This window comes from Limnothrix sp. FACHB-881, assembly GCF_014698135.1.
Taxonomy (GTDB): Bacteria; Cyanobacteriota; Cyanobacteriia; order CACIAM-69d; family CACIAM-69d; genus CACIAM-69d.
Genome location: NZ_JACJSN010000003.1, coordinates 23,172 through 41,059 on the forward strand (window position 1 = coordinate 23,172; position 17,888 = coordinate 41,059).

At 55.8% G+C, this 17,888-nt stretch carries 15 protein-coding genes and 1 tRNA gene; 9 read left to right on the top strand and 7 right to left on the bottom strand.

The genetic code is table 11. The features are described 5' to 3' along the window. Positions 1–78 precede the first annotated feature (78 nt). The 5 genes from psbQ to H6G52_RS19010 all read right to left on the bottom strand — a co-directional run bounded on the left by psbQ (position 79) and on the right by H6G52_RS19010 (position 3,703). Positions 79–519, bottom strand: a complete 441-nt coding sequence (gene psbQ, locus H6G52_RS04245) for a photosystem II protein PsbQ (RefSeq protein WP_190526686.1) — start codon at positions 517–519, stop codon at positions 79–81. A gap of 108 nt (positions 520–627) precedes the next feature. Further along, positions 628–1,482 carry an alpha/beta fold hydrolase gene (locus tag H6G52_RS04250; RefSeq protein WP_190526688.1) on the bottom strand — a complete coding sequence of 285 codons (855 nt, stop codon included), beginning with the start codon at positions 1,480–1,482 and terminating at the stop codon, positions 628–630. A 126-nt stretch (positions 1,483–1,608) separates the two neighbouring features. After that, the gene (locus H6G52_RS04255) at positions 1,609–2,274 is read right to left on the bottom strand and encodes a type I restriction endonuclease subunit R (protein ID WP_190526690.1); all 666 of its coding nucleotides are present in this window, start codon (positions 2,272–2,274) and stop codon (positions 1,609–1,611) included. Positions 2,275–2,437: 163 nt separating this feature from the next. Beyond that, positions 2,438–3,106 carry a hypothetical protein gene (locus H6G52_RS04260; RefSeq protein ID WP_190526692.1) on the bottom strand — a complete coding sequence of 223 codons (669 nt, stop codon included), beginning with the start codon at positions 3,104–3,106 and terminating at the stop codon, positions 2,438–2,440. Positions 3,107–3,304: 198 nt separating this feature from the next. Then, positions 3,305–3,703, bottom strand: a complete 399-nt coding sequence (locus tag H6G52_RS19010; protein ID WP_370567670.1) for a peptidoglycan-binding protein — start codon at positions 3,701–3,703, stop codon at positions 3,305–3,307. On the opposite strand from H6G52_RS19010, the gene H6G52_RS04270 reads away from it, so the two are divergent. The 6 genes from H6G52_RS04270 to H6G52_RS04290 all read left to right on the top strand — a co-directional run bounded on the left by H6G52_RS04270 (position 3,588) and on the right by H6G52_RS04290 (position 10,641). Continuing rightward, a complete protein-coding gene (locus tag H6G52_RS04270) occupies positions 3,588–4,082 on the top strand; it encodes a GUN4 domain-containing protein (RefSeq protein ID WP_242026194.1) in 495 nt (164 codons plus the stop codon). The genes H6G52_RS19010 and H6G52_RS04270 overlap by 116 nt on opposite strands. Before the next feature lie 139 nt (positions 4,083–4,221). Then, positions 4,222–5,583, top strand: a complete 1,362-nt coding sequence (locus H6G52_RS04275; RefSeq protein ID WP_190526698.1) for a Mur ligase family protein — start codon at positions 4,222–4,224, stop codon at positions 5,581–5,583. Positions 5,584–5,737: 154 nt separating this feature from the next. Next, a complete protein-coding gene (locus H6G52_RS19015; protein ID WP_190526700.1) occupies positions 5,738–7,342 on the top strand; it encodes a glycosyltransferase family 9 protein in 1,605 nt (534 codons plus the stop codon). A gap of 60 nt (positions 7,343–7,402) precedes the next feature. Further along, positions 7,403–9,046, top strand: coding sequence for a tetratricopeptide repeat protein (locus H6G52_RS18475; protein ID WP_242026195.1), 1,644 nt, complete (start codon positions 7,403–7,405; stop codon positions 9,044–9,046). A 43-nt stretch (positions 9,047–9,089) separates the two neighbouring features. Next, on the top strand, positions 9,090–9,896 hold the full coding sequence (locus H6G52_RS04285) for a type 1 glutamine amidotransferase (protein ID WP_370567671.1): 807 nt from the start codon (positions 9,090–9,092) through the stop codon (positions 9,894–9,896). A 544-nt stretch (positions 9,897–10,440) separates the two neighbouring features. Next, positions 10,441–10,641 carry a hypothetical protein gene (locus H6G52_RS04290; protein WP_190526704.1) on the top strand — a complete coding sequence of 67 codons (201 nt, stop codon included), beginning with the start codon at positions 10,441–10,443 and terminating at the stop codon, positions 10,639–10,641. A gap of 208 nt (positions 10,642–10,849) precedes the next feature. Here H6G52_RS04290 and H6G52_RS04295 read toward each other — a convergent pair whose 3' ends face one another. Then, on the bottom strand, positions 10,850–13,072 hold the full coding sequence (locus tag H6G52_RS04295; protein ID WP_190526706.1) for a tyrosine-protein kinase domain-containing protein: 2,223 nt from the start codon (positions 13,070–13,072) through the stop codon (positions 10,850–10,852). A gap of 423 nt (positions 13,073–13,495) precedes the next feature. Here H6G52_RS04295 and H6G52_RS04300 point away from each other — a divergent pair, with 423 nt between their 5' ends. Continuing rightward, positions 13,496–13,951: a DUF2996 domain-containing protein gene (locus H6G52_RS04300; RefSeq protein WP_099531872.1), complete on the top strand. Its 456-nt coding sequence runs from the start codon at positions 13,496–13,498 to the stop codon at positions 13,949–13,951. A 347-nt stretch (positions 13,952–14,298) separates the two neighbouring features. Here H6G52_RS04300 and H6G52_RS04305 read toward each other — a convergent pair. Continuing rightward, positions 14,299–14,371, bottom strand: a tRNA-Arg gene (locus H6G52_RS04305). A 59-nt stretch (positions 14,372–14,430) separates the two neighbouring features. Here H6G52_RS04305 and moaC point away from each other — a divergent pair. After that, positions 14,431–15,009 (top strand): cyclic pyranopterin monophosphate synthase MoaC, encoded by a 579-nt coding sequence (moaC, locus tag H6G52_RS04310; RefSeq protein WP_099531874.1) that lies wholly within the window; start codon positions 14,431–14,433, stop codon positions 15,007–15,009. 531 nt (positions 15,010–15,540) lie between these two features. Then, entirely contained in the window at positions 15,541–17,844 is a 2,304-nt protein-coding gene (gene glgB, locus H6G52_RS04315) for a 1,4-alpha-glucan branching enzyme (RefSeq protein WP_190356157.1), read from the top strand. The last annotated feature ends 44 nt before the right edge of the window (positions 17,845–17,888 follow it).

Genomic DNA, 17,888 nt, shown 5'->3' on the forward strand with positions numbered 1-17,888 from the left:
TTAGAGAACATAAAAGTCGCCCTTCGATCGCACCGATTAGATCGAAGGGCTGACTGAGGAATCGTTTACGAAAACGAACTATTGCGGTACAACGGTCAGGAATTGATCGAAGGCTTTGACAGCCGCCAAATATTCATTGCCAGCGCGTTTATAGTCAAACTGACCCGCAAATTCATCCATTGCCACTAGGTGTTTAAACAGATCCTTGGCGGCAGCTTCGGCGGTGGCGCGATCGCTGCCCTTCAGGCGGCGGCTGACTCGGCTCAACCGTTCGCGCAACTCGCCCAGGGGGCCGTGGATAAAGGTTTGGATTTCACGCCAGCGCTTACCTTCGATGTAGCTTTCCAGTTCCGGCAGCCGATCGCGCAGGTCTTGCACACCGGGTACAAAAATTTCAATTTGCGATTTTTGGGCGCTGGAGTAGGTTTCTGCTTGGGCAACGGGGGCAAAGCCCAAGCCGGTGAGGGCGATCGCCGCCGCCATCACCAAGGCCAACAGGGCCGAACGAAGTCGAATCATGGGGTTCTCGTTAAAAAAGTGCGGGAAAAATCGAATGAGGAACAGGCTTGTGGGCCATTCGTTGGATCACTGAATTGTAACGATATGTATCGACATCCCACCCGCCTGTCAAGTCGCCATTCGCCGGAGAAAGGGAATCAACGCCTCTGATACCTTTTCTGGCCAGTCCTCTTGAGCGTAGTGACCCGTTTCGCTCATCTCCACAAACTCGCAGTCGGCAATGGTTTTGGCGGCGGTCTTGGCGGCTTCCACGGGCAACCAAGGATCGCTCGTGCCCCAGGCCACCAGGGTTGGTTTTTCCCAGCGGGTCAGGCCTTCGGTAATTTCCTGCACAGTCTGTTTCAGTCGCAGGTTTTGCAACACCGCTAGCAGCGCCCGCCCCGCTCCGGAACTGGTCAGGAACGGCCGGCGATAGACATCCAAATCCGCATCATCCACTTGGTAGGGGCCGCCACCTTCCAACAGCCGATCGACCAGCAGCGGATCTTGGGTCATCATGTCGCCCACCAGCGGAATCGCCATTTGGGAAATTTTCCAGGGCAGCTTGGCCTCAGGAAAAATCGGCCCGTTAATGATCGCCAGCCGCTCGATGCGATCGGGATGGCGCAAGGCGTACTGAATCCCCAGGGAGCCGAAAAATCCCTGGGCCACGATCGAGACGCGATCGAGATTCATCGCATCCAAAAACTGCTCCAGCAACCCAATCAGCGCATCGGGCGTGTAGGCAAAATCCAGCCGCTCGGGGCGATCGGACGCACCAAAGCCGGGAAAGTCCGGGGCGATCGCCCGGAAGCCCTGTTCCGCCAGGGCGGGCAACACCTTCCGCCAGCTATAGCCAAAGGCCACCAACCCATGGAGCAACAACACAGGCGGGCGATCGTTGGGCGACTCGGGCACAACCTCGCGATAGACCCAGGTGTAGTCACCGGCTTTCACCGTTTGTTCTGGAATGCGTTTTGCCATCACGTCCTCATACAGCAAGTTGGGTTCCGTCTATCAAACACCAAACCTGTCTGGATCAGACCCCGATCGCCTGATTTTGCCCCCTCAGCGCCATGGCAACACGACTTGATCGCCCGTCAGTTCAGGTTAGGCAAGTGTTGGAGGCGTCGCGGCTGAGGACTCGGTAATAGTATTTGCTAATTGTCGCAAAATGCTGAGGACAAAATAGAGAGAATTGGGACGCGATCGCAGGGCAAATTCATCGGATAGTCCATAGAAAATCTGCTCATTTTGTTGCTGGACTTTCAAAAACAGAAAATGGCTACCATTGGTGACAAATCCATACAGCGGCAAGTTATTTTGGACGGCTCCAGCCATATAAGCCAAGGTTTGCGGAATTGCCACGCTGACATCATAGGTGGTGTCTTTGGACTCGATAATGGCGCGCCAAAATCGTTGGTGAATCACTAAAAAGTCAATGCGTCCGCGCAACGTTACGCCTTCCACTTGGGACTCAACTGTAACCGGTACTTCAGACCGCATCCGAAAGGGGGGATCGTAGAATCCTGCCAGCTCGAGCAGTGGAGAAATCACCAGGAGATTCACAACCCCTTCATCCACTTTGCCCGATCGCCAATGGTACAGAAAGCGATCGCGCAGTTGGTCAAGGCTGGTGCGATCAGAGTCAGCGATCGTATCTAGGTTTGGGAATGACTCCGCAAAGAATTCGTCATCTCCATTTGGAATTAAGCCCAAATGGGTTTCGATATCCTCCAGGCTAGCAATCAATTCCCGAATGGCAGTAGGTGACATGGCTGGCAATAGGAATGAGAATACAAAGAGTGTTCATTGAATCAATGAAACATCTGTATCTACAGATGTTTCATTCCTTAGGCTCAATTGCTCGCCACTTTGCAGATTAAGAGGTCTGCATGTGCCTGCAAGGGCTATGCAAACAAAATTTATACTTGATTTATCAAACAGGAGACAAAAGTGGGCTGTATATATAGCCTTCCAGTTCGTCGCATAACCTCCACATATTGCCACTCCAGAGCTGCTGTCCTTGTACTTCTTCAACTCTGCAGGTAACTAGAGTTTTTGCAGAAACTCTTTTGATCTCAGCACTTTCTTTTTCTGGTTTAGCTCGAACAGATACAAAGCCATCTCCAACGTCTCTAGTCATATATTGTGCAGTGGCATATGTTGCTGGATTTGTGCTTGAATCTGGAGCTGGCGTAGTTTGTAGAGATGTTTGCTTATCGAGAGGAATTGGGATTGTTAGGGTTTCAGACTCTGGCTTAAGGTCAACTCTCTTTCGATACTCTTGATATCCAATAGGTTTGATAATCAATATAGATCTCAACTTTTCTGGACAGTCAAAATATACATATCCTTCTGAATCAGTAATTTTGGGTGTATTCACCTTCCCTAATTCCTCTAAGATCACTGTGGCATTTGGCACTGAATTACGGGTGACTTCATCGACAACTTTGATACCGCAGTCAGTTGATTTTTCTGTTTTGTTGCTGGATTGCCAATGTCCGACGAGAATTGTGGCAAAAGCAGCAATAATTGCAGCACCAATTCCACTGAGGGCCATCCATTTGGATCCTTGATCTTGATTTTGGCTATTCTTGTTTTTCATGGGAGATACTTTTCCTTGAGAGTTAATAGGATGAAATTGTTTTCATCTTTATAACTTTCTATCATAAACCTTTTCTGTGTTGCTTTTAGTGACTATTGCCTTGACTGTAGAAGTGCGCCTGAATACAAAGAAGGCTGGGTTCAGAGATCGCCAAACCCAGCCTCATGTCATTTGCAAATTGCGACTAACGCAGCATTGTTAGGGTTTGCCGCGCGTACCGGATAGGCCCACGCCCCGTAACATGCGAGTCATTTCCTGGGAAACCGTGCCCGTGCGGGGCAGACCGTTCGCTGCTTGGTAGCGCAAAACGGCATTGCGCGTCAGGGGGCCGTAGTAACCCGTGTTGGTACGTGAGTTGAAATAGCCCAGCGTGCGCAGTTTGGCCTGGAGCGTCGCCACGCGGGCGCTGGTTTCACCCATGCCGATCGAGCCGCTGAGGATACCGTAGCGACCGGAGTTGACGCGGTAGGAACGGCTGGGGATGCTGTTGCTGCCAAAGAGGGCCGATCGCGTTTTGGGGCCCACCACACCATCAGCGGTCAGGCCGCGCGATCGCTTTGGGTTTTCAATCCAAGCCCAATTATGGAATGCTTGCACAGCAGAAACCTGTAAGCCTTTCAATTATTCCCGCCAGGATTTATGTCGCTGCTTTGGGGAGGCTGTGGGCTGGCAAGTTGAAACCTATGATGGGCGGCATGTGCCGGACTACGACTTTAAGCGGCGAACTAAGATTCCCTACGATCTCAGCGCCCCGATCGGTCACTTACCCAGTACCTTTGCCCTCGGTGGGGGTGAGTCTCAATCCGAGTACGATCGCCCCGACACCGAATCAACAATGGGGTTTTATGGGTTTGGTCGCTACTACTACACCTGGAGCCAAGATTCGTTCTTTGGTCACGATTTCCTAAAGGACTATTTGAAAAGTATCTTGCAGCCCTGGTCAAACCCCAATAGTCTTGGGGGGCAAGAGGCTTAAGACCTTTGTTTGCATTGATCGCTGGGGCAAGTGGTGTCTCAATCGTGGCTTTTCAAACATCGTCTCAGGTTCACAGTCTCCCGCGCGGGGGCCCAGCCGCCGGGTGGTAGGATAGCGGGGGTTTTGCGGACAGGGGTTCATGGCGGGCGCAATCGACAATTTGCGACTAGCAGCGGCAGTGATGGCCGCCCGGGCGATCGCCCTAGCCGTGCGGTTGCTGCGGCGCGGGGCCGGGAGTGTGTTGCCTGGCAGCATTGCCCGCAAGATTCAGCCCAATGCCTTGGCTCTGTTGGCAGCTCAAGTGAAACAGGGCGCGATTTTGGTGGCCGGAACCAACGGCAAAACCACTACGGCCCTGCTGCTGCGAAGCATTTTAGAAAACCAGGGCTATCGGGTGACCCACAACGCCACAGGGGCCAACCTGGAAAATGGTCTGACGGCGGCTTTGCTGGCGGATGCGAATTGGCTGGGGCGGCTCGATCGGGACTTTGCGATCTTGGAAGTGGATGAAAATGTCCTGCCCAAGGTGCTACCGCAAATTCGGCCGCGGATCTTGTTGGCGATGAATTTGTTTCGTGACCAGCTCGATCGCTACGGCGAGGTGGACACGATTGCCCGCCGCTGGGAACGGGCGATCGCCCCGCTCTCCCACACGATCGCCGTGTTGAGCGCCGATGACCCCACCCTCTGCCACTTTGGACAACAACTGGAAGCCCAGTGGGAAGATCTAGCCCGAGTTCGCTACTTTGGCCTCAGCGAACCGGAGCGCTTTTTACCGGAAATTCCCCACGCCGTTGATTCCATCTATTGCCCCAACTGTGGTCACTCTTTGACCTATGAGGGCGTTTATCTATCCCATTTGGGCGATTATCACTGCCCCAGTTGTGGTTTTGAGCGATCGCGCCCGTTGCTGAATAGCCGCGACTGGCCGCAATTATTGGTGGGCATCTATAACCAATACAACGCCATGGCCGCCGCCACCACCGCCCAAGCCCTGGGCATTGGGGAAGCACCCATTCAAGCGGCCATTCGCAATTTCCAAGCGGCTTTTGGCCGGGCAGAATCCCTGACGGTGCAGGGAAAATCGGTGCAAATTTTGCTCTCCAAAAACCCGGTGGGAACCAACGAAACCCTACGAACGGTGGTGGAACTGACGCGCGATCGCCCCTTTTCGCCCACGGTGTTGCTGGTGCTGAACGATCGCACACCGGACGGAACCGATGTGTCTTGGATTTGGGATGCGGACACGGAAGGGCTGGTGGCGACGGGGGCCACGCTGGTGGTCAGTGGCGATCGAGCCTATGACATGGCCCTGCGGCTGGCCTACAGCGATCCCGATCGCCCCGCCGGGCCCGCCACCCTGTCGGTGGAAACCAACCTCAAGGCAGCGATTCAAAACGCCCTCGATCGACTGCCCGACGGCGAAACCCTCTACGTTCTGCCCACCTATTCCGCCATGCTGGAAGTTCGAGAAATTCTCACGGGTCGCGGCATTCTTTAGGTCTTGAGAAAGTCTTTAGGGACTACTTCATGGCTTAGGAATTTTCGCTTTAAGACAAATCGCGCCACAGACTGCGCCATCCATTGCGCCACAGATATTGGGTCACAGATATTGCGCCACAGATTGGGAGACCACAGATCAGGAGACCACAGCGGTGAAAGGCAGCGTCCAAGATCAGGCGATCGCCCTGGCCCAACAAGCGAACCAAGCCCTGGCGGCAGCAGACTGGTCGATCGCCCTAGCAGGCTATCGGGCGGCCCTGCGGTTGGATCCAGCAATTCCCGGTATTTATATCAACCTGGCGGCGGCCCTGAAGGGATTGGGCAAGATGGCCGCCGCTCGCCAGGCCTGCGCCCAAGCGCTGCGTCTGGATCCGCACAGCGCCATCGGGGTGCGTAATTGGTTAGCCCTGTTGGATTGGGCCGATCGAACCCAGGCGATTCAAGCCTGCCACCATCTTTTGGATCAAATTCCTGAGTCCGCAGCCCTCTACGTAGCCGCTGCCCATCGGTTAAACAATCGGGATCAGTTTCCCGAGTTGATGGATTGGGTGCGATCACGCCCCCTGCCTGATACTTGGCGCAATTTACCCTCCTTCGATCGCGCGGCGATCGGCTATTGGCAAGGACTCAAACATTACTTTGATGGAGATTTGGCCACGGCAGAAATTTGGTTGCAACAGGCGATCGCCGATGAGGTGACCTACCAACCGCCCCACATTCAACTCAGCCTGATCCTGGCGGAACAACGCCGCTTAACGGAGGCACTAGCCGTTTTGGATGCCGCCTGTGCTCGCTGGCCGGATCATGGCACGTTGCGCCACAACCGGGCCCTCTGTTTGCTCACCCTGGGGCGCTGGGCGGAGGGGTTTTTGGAAAATGAGTGGCAGTGGCGATCGGGACAAATGACCAAGCAGGACTTGCCCGGTCAGGAATGGGACGGAACCCCAATTCCCGATCGCACGATTCTGATTTGGGCTGACCAAGGTTTTGGGGACTCACTGCAATGGGCCCGCTACCTTCAGTGGGTTGCCGATCGCTGCCAAACGGTGATTCTGCTGTGCCCGAAAGCGCTGGTGCGGGTGATGCGATCGGCTCCAGGGGCGGGATATGTCACCGATGGGGTTTGCGAAACCCTCCATTTCAACACCCATTTACCCCTGTCCAGTCTGCCCCGCTTGACCCAAACCACGGTCGATCGCGTCCCGGCTCCGATTCCTTACCTGTTTCCCACTGCCACCGAGGCGATCGCGCCGCTCCCACTGCCGAAACCGGTGTCGAAACCGGATCAACGCCGGGTCGGGATTGTTTGGGCCAGTGGATTTCGATCAGGCGATCGCCTAGAAGCCGTCCACCGCCAAAAATCCAGCAGTCTCCCGGAGTTAGCGGCGGCCCTCAATTTGCCCGGTGTGCAGCTCTACAGCTTGCAGGTCGATCGCTCCGATGCGGATGTGGCCCACCTGGCTCAATTTGGAATCATTGACCTGGCTCCGCAGATCAAGGACTTTGCCGACACGGCCGCCTATTTGGCCCAGCTCGACCTGCTGATCACGGTGGACACGGCCATCTGTCATTTGGCCGGAGCGATGGGCAAACCGGTTTGGACGTTGCTCTGTTTTGCGGCCGATTGGCGCTGGCTGCTCGATCGCCCCGATACACCTTGGTATCCCACCATGCGGCTCTTTCGGCAGACCGAGCCTGGTGACTGGTCAGAACCCTTACAGCAGGTGAGATCGGCTCTGCTGGCCGAACAGTTCTAAAGCTTGGAGACTCTGAATTTTGGAGACTCCGCATCTGGGAAGCTCTCAATTTTGGCAACTATGCAATCCTCGCACAGCCATCTTTTGGCCCATTCTCCCGAGGCGATCGCCCAGCTTCAGGCCGGCTTGGCGGCCCAAGGGGCTGAGCAATGGTCAACCGCTCGTCATCACTACCAGCAAGGCATTCAGCAGGATCCCCATTGGGCGGGTCTGTACGTGAACCTTTGCGCCACCTACCGAGCCACCCAAGCCACTCAACCAGCGGAGCGGGCCCTGGACTTGGCTTTGCACCTGGATCCACAACTGGGAATCGCCCATTACTACGCCGGACTGCTGGCGCTCGATCGGGGCGATCGGGAAACGGCCCTGCGATCATTGCAAACGGCCCTCGCCCAGGATCCGGAACTCCCTGAAACCTATCCCACCCTTGGAGAAGTTTGGACAGAGCAAGCAGGCCTAGAACCTTGGCTCGCCTGGTTACGCCAACACCCACTCCCGAAAACCATTCAGCAACTGGCTCCCAAACAACAGGCCGCGATCGCCTTTTGGCAAGGACTGGCCTGGAATGACACTGATCCTAGGCAGGCAGAACAATGCTTTCGGCAAGCCCTCGCCTGTGATCCCGAATTGGGCAATGCTGCCGCTCAACTGGGGCAACTCCTCGCTCACGACAACCGTTTTGAAGAAGCCTTGGCCATCACAGAACAGGCCCTGATGCATCTGCCGGAAGATCCGCACCTGCGACTCAACCATGCCCTTTGCTTACTCGCCCTAGGGCGATGGGATGAGGGTTGGCGGGCCTACGAATGGCGGCGGTATTCGGATCAAAATCCTTGGGTGCAAGCGGCGGGCCCCGAGTGGGATGGGCAGCCCTTAAAGGGCACGTTGCTGGTGCTGACGGAACAGGGCTTGGGGGATACGCTGCAATTTAGCCGCTATCTGGCTTGGGCCCGGCAACGGTGCGATCGGGTGGTGCTTTGGTGTCCCCGATCGCTGGTGCGGCTCATGGAAACGGTGGCCGGGGTTGATCAGGTCTTCGCGGGTGATGATTGCCGCATTCCTTACCGTGCCCATGTGTCGCTGTTGAGCTTGCCTCGGTTGGCGAGAACCACCGTTGAGCAAATTCCCGCCCCGATTCCTTACCTGCGGCCGATCGCCCCGTTGGCGAATCAGTGCCCGCTCCCGCGCCAAACCTCCCAAGCCTTGGCGGTGGGGATTGTGTGGCAAAGCGGCCCGCACATGAAAGACGCGGCCCGCAAGTGTATGGCACTGGATCCTTTGGCGATTGCCCTGCAATGTCCCGGTGTCCAGCTCTACAGCTTCCAGGTCGATCGCTCCGAGGCCGAAGCCGAGTGCCTGGCGGCCCAGGGAATTGTTGACCTCGCGCCCCAAATCAAGGATTTTGCCGACACGGCGGCCGATCTGGCGCAAATCGATTTGCTCGTCACGGTTGATACGGCCATTTGTCACCTGGCCGGAGCCATGGGTAAACCGGTTTGGACGCTGCTGCCCTATGCGGCCGATTGGCGCTGGTTACGCGATCGCCCCGATACGCCCTGGTATCCCACCATGCGCCTGTTTCGGCAGTCGCGGCCCGGCAGTTGGGCGGAACCCCTGGATCGGGTGCGATCGGCGCTGGAGGGTTGGGTGCGATCGGGCGCTGAACCCTCTCGATCGAACCCAGCATCTCGCCAATCGCGATAGACTGGCTCCGATTCTTCCGCAACCTTGCCCAGGTTTTCTGCCCGTGAGTCTTTCCGCCTTGCCCACCCTCTCTGAACCCCTGGTGATTGGCTGGCTCTATCCCAAGCTAATGAGCACCTATGGCGATCGGGGGAATGTGACCTGTTTGCAGCGGCGCTGTGAATGGCGCGGCATCCCGGTGCGAATTCAAGCGCTCGATCGAGACACAGACCCCAGCCAGTTCACCCAGGTGGACTTGATCGTGGGCGGCGGCGCACAGGATCGCCAACAGGAAATCGTGATGCGAGATCTGCAAGGGGCCAAGGCCGCAGCCCTGAAAGGGGCGATCGAGGCCGGCGTGCCCGGCGTGTTCACCTGTGGCGCACCGCAGTTGCTCGGCCATTACTACGAACCCGGTTTAGGTCAGCGCATCCAAGGGCTGGGCGTGTTGGATTTGGTGACTGTGCATCCGGGACCCGATGCGCCCCGCTGCATCGGCAATCTGGTGCTGGAGGTGACCGCCGAACGACTGGCGCGGGAGTTGCGGCTGATGTTGGGAGATGTGCCTTACCTGATCGGTTTTGAAAACCACGGGGGCCGCACCAAGCTGGGATCAGTGGAGCCGCTGGCCCGGGTGGTGCGCGGCTTGGGCAATAACGGCGAAGACCAAACCGAAGGCGCATTTCACTGCAATGCGATCGCCACCTATTCCCATGGGCCCCTGTTGCCGAAAAATCCCTTTTTGGCTGATTGGATGATCCAAACGGCGATCGCCCGACGCACGGGGGAATCCTGCGCATTGAACCGCCTGGACGATTCTCTGGCCGATCGGGCGCGATCGGTCATGCTCCAGCGCCTCAACGTTGGGTAGGGGCAAATCGTCGCAAATTTTCCGCGTTAAACTGTCTCTTCCGCAAGGCTCCATTTCGGGGATTGAAAACCACAACTGCTAATCGGCAGGAGCAATCATCCACTTTTTCAATCAATCAGTTCAAAACTGCTGGGAAATGGGCTGAAACGACGAATGGCCGGCTCATTGGGCCGTCGTCAGCTTCCTGATTGGAGGATGGGGAGTGATGGCCAGCACTGTCTCCTCTGCAATCTTGCGTTACAAGTAAGAGAGGCAGGGGGCAATGACCTGGTGGATCACTGATAAATCACTGGTAAATCATTGGTCGGTGGCAAGGTTCATGGTTGACAGATTTTGTGACGAATCACGGTCACAATGATCTCAGGCAGGGGAAGATGTCAACTTCGCTAGTCTCTGATATCGCGATCGCCCACCTTCAACCTGGCGTGATTGCAATTGCCCCCTCAATTGAGCCTTAGCGCCGCCCTTCGGGTGGGTTTAGCTCTCTCAAAATTGCTCAATGGCAGTGGATTTGCCGCATTGCTTCACTCGTTAGGAGGTTTTCATGGCCCCTTCACTCGTGTCTTCGACTGCTTCCTTACCCGATCGCGCCGCCGTTTGGGAAAGCTTGGTGCAAGCGATCGCCTCTAGCTCCGGTTTTGAACGCTGGCTGGAACAACAACCCAGCACGCCCAATCAACCCACGGTCACGGATTTGCTGGTGCGTCGCTATCTGCGTGAGACCTTGGAAACCCTTGCTTACTAGGTCTAGCTCAGGTTTTTTCCAGTTTTTTTCCAGGATTCAACGTTTCCAGAATTGAACGTTTCCAGAATTAAACGATCGCTTCAAGCGTAGTTGATTCAAATAGGCTCAAATAAGCACCCAAGAGACCAACCCAGCGAGGGGATCTCTCGGGTGCTTTGGTTTGGGCAGCTCGTTAGGACGGTGCATCAGGACAATCGCCCGGCTGTGCCTAGCGCTGTTTCGATCGCGCGGCCACGGAATTGGAGGACGGCCGCACAATCGACCATTCATCCACCGCCGCCATCGGATCGATCGCCTCGGCATCCTCTTCCAACAGGGGTTCTTCTTCCAGCAACTCAAAGGGCGAATCGGCACTGTCAATGGCAACACCAATTAAGCGGATGGTGCTGGTTTCCTCGTCGGTCAACTCATCCAATCGCTGGGTAAAGGCGGTCTTGTCGGTGTGGCCAGGGCGAGCCACCAAAATCAACCCGTCCGTTTGGGACTCCAACAGCAAGGCATCGTTGGCATTGTTGAGAGTCGTTGCTTCCACAATCACGTAGTCAAAGCGACTGCGAGCATCCAGCAGGAGTTGCCGAATTTCGCTAGATTCCAAAATCGCCGCGCAATCATTCTGGGGGCCAGGACTGGGGGCAATGTAGAGATTTTCCACCTCGGGAACCATCCGCGCACAGTTGTTCAAACTGCTGTAGTAGTGGAACGGTTCACGAACCGCATCCGGATCCGGGGCCACGCGCAGAGCCTTGGCGGCGGAGGGGGCGCGCAAGTCCAGTTCAATCAACAGGGTGCGTTTACCCGATCGCGCCGCTGCGATCGCCAAGTTATAGGCCACCACCGATTTTCCTTCACCCACGTCCACGCTGCTCATCAACAGCACTTTCAGGCTGCTATCCAGGCGGCGCAAGTTACTGCGGAATTGTTCATAGGCCTCCCCTGGGGGCGAGGGTTCCACCAACACCGGCAACAGGCCCGGCGCACGGGCAGCCAATTCCGGCAAAATGCCCAGCAGTTTGATATCCCGCTCGGCCAAGGCGCTGCGAATTTCGCTGTCGGACTGGTAGCGGCGATCGAGCATTCCCAACACCAGCAACAACGCCCCGCTCAAGACCAAACCGCCCGCAAACCCGGCCGGCAGGGTCAACCGCATGGAGAGCTTTTGCGCAATTTCCTCGGAGCGAATGGCGGCCGGTTGGGCGATCGTGAGGCTGCTGACGGTTTCCGCTTCGGCCGCTTCCGAATCGACTAATTTGGCCTGCATTCGATCGTAGAGCGCTTTTTTCAAGGCCACCTGTTGAGCCAGGCGATCGCGCTCTAGCTGCTTGTTGGGCACGGCTGCATATTCCTGACGCAGCTCCCGTTCCGCCTTCAAAGACAGGGTGAGTTGGCGTTGCAGGGTTTCCTGCTGGGTTTTCAGGGAAACCAAACTGTTGGCTAACTGTTGCCGCGCCGGATCCAGGCTGCTGCTCGATCGAATCCGACTGGTGGCCGCCAGCGGTTTTGCCCCCGCCATGCTACCGCCAACCACCTCTTGGGCCCGGCGATTCAACAGGGTCTCTAGGGACTGTTGCCGCTGCATCAACAATTGCATTTGGGGATGCTCCGGCCGCAGGCGTTGGCTTTGGAGCAGCCGCTCCGCCTCCACCTGCTGAAGCTGCACTCGCAACTGGGCTAGCATCGGATCGGAACTGAGTGCCGAAGACACATAGGCATCGTCCACCGACAGGCCCAGCCGCTGTTCCAGGGAGCGCACCTGGGCGGTCACACCTTCCAGTTGCAGTTGCAGTTGGCGCTGCTGATTCCCGATCGTGGCGATCGACTCAATCAGGGCCCCATTTTGGGCCGCCAAAATTGCCGCCCCTTCCACCCGATCGTATCGTTCCAAATTGCGCTCCGCCGCCCGCAGTTCTCCAATCACCTGCGGCAGCCGGGCCCGAATCGCGTCAATAATTCCCTTCACCCGCGCAGCATTCAGTTGACGGCTTTTCTCCACCATCAACTTCATGAGGGTGTTTGTAATCTTTTCGCCCCGCTCCCCTTTCTCATCCGTGAAGCGCACTTCCAAGGTTGGCGGGCCGCTTTCCTTTTTCTTTTCTTTTTCATCACCAGCGTTGGGATCGCGCACCCGCAGGCTTTTGAGCAACAACTCCGGATCCATCCGAAATTCCTTGGCCACGGGCGCGATGATGTCCGGCGCGGTCAAAATGTCTGGCGATAGGGTTTGCCCTTGCTCCACAATCGCCGCTCCCGTTTCCGAAAACGACACCCCCGCCCGTTGGTATGACAAAACTCCCAAGATGCTATAGCGCGGGGGCGGCACGGGTAACAACGACAGTCCCGCACCAACGCCGGCCCCCAAAATTGGGCCCACGGGCAGGATCCACAAATAGCGCTTGAGGGCTAGGGAAAACCGCTTAACCAGGGGCGAGGCCATGATTCAGGAATGAGCAAAGGGTGATCCAACGATAGCAAACCTATTCAAGGACGACGAAAACAGATCAGGGACGGCGAAAACAGATCAAGAACTGGTTTGGGCTGATGGCAGCCGATCGCTGGGCCTTGATTCATTGGCCGATCGCTCGTTCCACAGCCGATCGACCGCACCCGATCGACTGGATCGACTGGGCCGCTAGGCGTTAGCCAATCGGTTTGATAATCAGCCCAAAAGTCCAAAGCTAGCCGGAACTTCCCGCCGCTCCGTACAATACTTGTTTAGATTTCAGTTGCTTAGGTTTCGAGACCCGCAAGAACCCCCACATTGCTGATCGCCCGTTGTGGGTCACGTCCCGGCGGTGGTGGTTGAACCTAGGCAACCCGATCGCCCCGCTATTTTCTGCACCATACTTGCTGAACCATCATGGCTGACAATCCGGAAGTGAAAGCGGAAGTACAAGCGAAGGCCCCCGCTGCGGCCCCAAAAGCTGCCCCAGCCAAAGAAAAAGCCCCCAAACCGGAAGACAAGCCCTTTGGCGAATTTATTGAAACCGAATATTTGCCCGCCCTGCAAAAGGCCCTGGTCGATCGCGGTGTGGCCGGCTTGGCGTTGCAGTTTGTGAATGCCACCGTTCCCATCAAAGGGCTGGAAGACAACCAGTGCTCTCAGGTGATTGGTAGTTGGGGCGATCGGGAATTTCGGGTTTATTTCCCCAAGGACGACATCAACGCCACCAAGGGATTTTCCTACACGGAAAAAGGCGGCCCCCACAGCACCCTCGAACCCTTCTTGATTGATGAGCGGAAGGCGAGCTTAGACCTGTTGGTAAATGCCGTAGCCCTCCGGTTGCGGGCCCAAAAGTGGATCGAACGCAACTAGGCTAACTTCGGCGCTTTGCATGGCTCCAACATCCCGATCGCCTAACCTTGGCTCGGGAATGGGATCCAATTCAGTCCTTTGCGATCAGGGATTTTAAATCATCTCTGATCCATTGGGCTGGGGATGCCGCTGTGCGCTGGTTCGGTTCCTGGATCGAGCCAAGGAACAGCCCAACCAAAACTCAGGTGCTCGACTTGCTGAGGCTCGGCTTGCGGAGGCTCGGTCTATCTCGTCAGAAACTCAGTCTGACTGACCCAACCGGTTTCAGCGGGATCGCGAGAATCCCGAAACTCAAAACTGCAAAAGTTCTTAGAATCAGAGCTTTTTAGCGTATTGTTTTCTTGAAACGGGCGAGGAGGGATTCGAACCCCCGACACCGTGATCCGTAGTCACGTGCTCTATCCACTGAGCTACACGCCCTAGCTCGACGGCGGTTAACCGTTTAGCGCCGAACAATCATAGCACAGGTTATCCGGAGCATGACAAGTCTCGACCAAAATTTTTTGGAGCGAGGGCCAAACCCAGCCACTGCCGTTGATTTGGCCGCTGGGGGGGGCGATCGAGCCGTGGCCGCCCCTTCGCTCACCCACCTGGACGGCAGCGGTGAAGCCAGAATGGTGGACATTTCCGCCAAGACGGCCACCACGCGGGAAGCCCTGGCCGAAGCGCGTGTCCGAATGCTGCCCGCCACCCTCGCGGCGATCGAGTCTGGCAATGCCCCCAAAGGAGACGTGCTGGGGACGGCTCGCATTGCCGGAATCATGGCCGCAAAACAAACGGCTAACCTCATTCCCCTTTGTCATCCCTTGCCCCTGAGCAAGGTGCAGGTCACCCTCACGCCCGATCGCGCCCTTCCGGGCTACATCATCCAAGCCAACGTGAAAACCAAAGCCGAAACGGGCGTAGAAATGGAAGCGCTCACGGCCGCATCGGTAGCCGCCTTGACCCTTTATGACATGGCAAAGGCGCTAGAAAAGTCAATGCAAATTGAGGCCGTGCGGCTGATTACCAAAACCGGCGGCAAATCTGGCGACTACCAGGCCCCCGATCGCCCTTGAGACAACAGCAGCCATTTGCTATGGTCTGTGCAACCCTGTGCAAATTTCTGTTGCTAATGGTTGACAAACACTCATCGATCGCAATGAATACCCCTTTTGATCAAGCGTTTTTGACCTGCTCCCTTGAAACTTCCTCCTGAAAATTAACCCCGAGAATTAGCCCTGAAAACTAACCCCAGGAATTAATCCCAAGAATTAACTCCAAGAATTAACCCCGAAAAGCTGAGAATTTCCCTCGGAAACCAACCATTGAAAGCCCCCTGCTAATAGCCCCTTGTTAAACGCTTTTGGTAACCCTAACCCAGTTACTGTGCAGGTCTCAGCCATTCCGCAGATGCTCCTGAAGGTGAATGGTGGCCGCTGGCACTGGGCGCGCGATCGCCCAAGTTTCGGCCCCCAAACGGCTCTCGGTGGCTCCCCAGGCTAAATGGCCGTTTGCTGTTTTTGTCTGCGCCCTTTTGTTCGTCACCGCTGTTTTTCGACTGTTGTTTTCGACCACTGTTTTCGACTGTTGTTTTAAAAGATCGCCCTATGATTCCTACCATTGCCCAAGATCAAGTCGATCGGATTGTTCACAACCATCATCACAATCCCTTTGAAGTCCTTGGCCCCCACCTGGTGCTTCAGCAAGATGGTGAAACAACCTGGGCAATTCGGGCCTATTTGCCCAGCGCCAGCGCCGCTTGGGCGATCTTTCCCGAAGAACGTCTTGAAGTGCCGATGGTCTCTGTGCATCACCCGCACTTTTTTGAGTGCACCATCACCCGTCACGAAATCGCCAACTACCAACTGCGGATCCAAGAAGGAGAGCATGAGCGGGTGCTCTATGACCCCTACGCTTTTCGATCGCCCCTGGTCACCGATTTTGACGTTCACCTTTTTTGCGAAGGCAATCACCACCGCATTTACGAAAAACTGGGGGCCCACCTCACGGAAATTGAAGGAGTCAGCGGCGTTTACTTCGCCGTTTGGGCCCCCAACGCGCGTAATGTTTCCGTCTTGGGCGATTTCAACTACTGGGACGGCCGCAAGCACCAAATGCGGAAAATGGACGGCGGCGTTTGGGATTTGTTCATCCCCGGCGTGAAAGCAGGAGATCCCTACAAATTCGAGATCAAAAACTGGGAAGGGCACATTTACGAAAAGAGCGATCCCTACGGATTCCAGCAGGAAGTGCGCCCCAAAACCGCCTCGATCGTGGCCAACCTGGATCACTACCAGTGGAGCGACAACGATTGGATGGACAAGCGCCGCCACACCGCGCCCCTAGAACAGCCGGTTTCAGTTTATGAAGTCCATCTCGGCTCCTGGTTGCATGAAAACTTTGCATTTCCCGGAACCCACTACGACGGCACGCCGGCCGAATCGGTTTCAGTGGCGGAACTGAAGCCCGGCACTCGGTTTTTGACCTATAAAGAACTGGCCGATCGCCTGATTCCCTACGTCAAAGAGATGGGCTTCACCCATGTGGAATTGTTGCCCGTAGCAGAGCACCCCTTTGATGGATCTTGGGGTTACCAAGTCATTGGTTATTACGCAGTCACCTCGCGTTATGGCACGCCTCAAGACTTCATGTATTTTGTCGATCAATGTCACCAAAACGGCATTGGTGTGATTGTGGATTGGGTGCCCGGTCACTTCCCGAAAGATGGCCATGGTTTGGCAGGATTTGACGGCACTTGCCTTTATGAACATGCTGATCCCCGCAAGGGCGAACACAAGGAATGGGGCACTTTAATCTTCAACTATGGCCGCAATGAAGTGCGGAATTTCCTAGTTGCTAATGCCCTTTTCTGGTTCGACAAATATCACATCGACGGAATTCGCGTGGATGCGGTGGCCTCAATGTTGTATCTGGATTACTGCCGCGAGAATGGGGAATGGTTGCCCAACCAGTACGGTGGTCGAGAAAACATTGAAGCGGCTGATTTTCTGCGGCAAACCAACCATCTGTTGTTCAGCTACTATCCCGGCGTACTCTCGATCGCGGAAGAGTCCACTGCTTGGCCGATGGTTTCCTGGCCAACCTATGTGGGAGGCTTAGGCTTCAATTTGAAGTGGAACATGGGCTGGATGCACGACATCCTCGACTATTTTTCGATGGATCCCTGGTTCCGCCAATTCCACCAAAACAACGTCACCTTCAGCATTTGGTACGCCTTTAGCGAGAATTTCATGCTGGCTCTGTCCCACGATGAAATTGTCCATGGCAAGAGCAATATGCTCGGAAAAGTGCCCGGTGATGAGTGGCAAAAATTCGCCAACTTGCGCTGTCTCTATGCCTACATGTTCACGCACCCGGGCAAGAAAACGCTCTTCATGAGCATGGAGTTTGGCCAATGGAGTGAGTGGAATGTTTGGGGTGATTTGGAGTGGCATTTGCTGCAATACGAACCCCATCAGAAGCTGAAGCAGTTTGTGACTGATTTGAATCAGCTTTATCGCAACGAGCCTTGCCTTTATACCCAAGATTGCCGTCAGGAAGGGTTTGAGTGGATTGATTGCAGCGACAACAACCACAGTGTGGTTTCATTTGTGCGCTGGGATAAGGATTACAAGGATTTTGTGGTGGTGGTTTGTAATTTCACGCCGCAACCCCATTCCCATTACCGCGTGGGGGTTCCCAAGTTGGGCTTCTATCGCGAAGTGCTCAATAGCGATTCGCGCAAATATGGCGGCAGCAACATGGGCAATTTAGGGGGCAAATGGGCGGAGGAATGGTGGTTCCACGATCGCCCCTACTCGATCGACCTCTGCTTGCCTCCGTTGGGCGTGTTGGTGCTCAAGTTGGATCATGCGGCCACGGCCGCAGCCAGCGCCGAAGGTGACTTTTAGGGAGTCTCCCAAGTCACGGTCTAGGGGGTTTTGTAGGGGTTTTT

What these genes read in the sequence shown, in the direction of transcription:
- psbQ (WP_190526686.1), bottom strand. Translation starts at nt 519, where the DNA reads ATGATTCGACTTCGTTCGGCCCTGTTGGCCTTGGTGATGGCGGCGGCG.
- H6G52_RS04250 (WP_190526688.1), bottom strand. Translation starts at nt 1,482, where the DNA reads ATGGCAAAACGCATTCCAGAACAAACGGTGAAAGCCGGTGACTACACC.
- H6G52_RS04255 (WP_190526690.1), bottom strand. Translation starts at nt 2,274, where the DNA reads ATGTCACCTACTGCCATTCGGGAATTGATTGCTAGCCTGGAGGATATC.
- H6G52_RS04260 (WP_190526692.1), bottom strand. Translation starts at nt 3,106, where the DNA reads ATGAAAAACAAGAATAGCCAAAATCAAGATCAAGGATCCAAATGGATG.
- H6G52_RS04270 (WP_242026194.1), top strand. Translation starts at nt 3,588, where the DNA reads ATGCTGTTGCTGCCAAAGAGGGCCGATCGCGTTTTGGGGCCCACCACA.
- H6G52_RS04275 (WP_190526698.1), top strand. Translation starts at nt 4,222, where the DNA reads ATGGCGGGCGCAATCGACAATTTGCGACTAGCAGCGGCAGTGATGGCC.
- H6G52_RS18475 (WP_242026195.1), top strand. Translation starts at nt 7,403, where the DNA reads ATGCAATCCTCGCACAGCCATCTTTTGGCCCATTCTCCCGAGGCGATC.
- H6G52_RS04290 (WP_190526704.1), top strand. Translation starts at nt 10,441, where the DNA reads ATGGCCCCTTCACTCGTGTCTTCGACTGCTTCCTTACCCGATCGCGCC.
- H6G52_RS04295 (WP_190526706.1), bottom strand. Translation starts at nt 13,072, where the DNA reads ATGGCCTCGCCCCTGGTTAAGCGGTTTTCCCTAGCCCTCAAGCGCTAT.
- H6G52_RS04300 (WP_099531872.1), top strand. Translation starts at nt 13,496, where the DNA reads ATGGCTGACAATCCGGAAGTGAAAGCGGAAGTACAAGCGAAGGCCCCC.
- moaC (WP_099531874.1), top strand. Translation starts at nt 14,431, where the DNA reads ATGACAAGTCTCGACCAAAATTTTTTGGAGCGAGGGCCAAACCCAGCC.
- glgB (WP_190356157.1), top strand. Translation starts at nt 15,541, where the DNA reads ATGATTCCTACCATTGCCCAAGATCAAGTCGATCGGATTGTTCACAAC.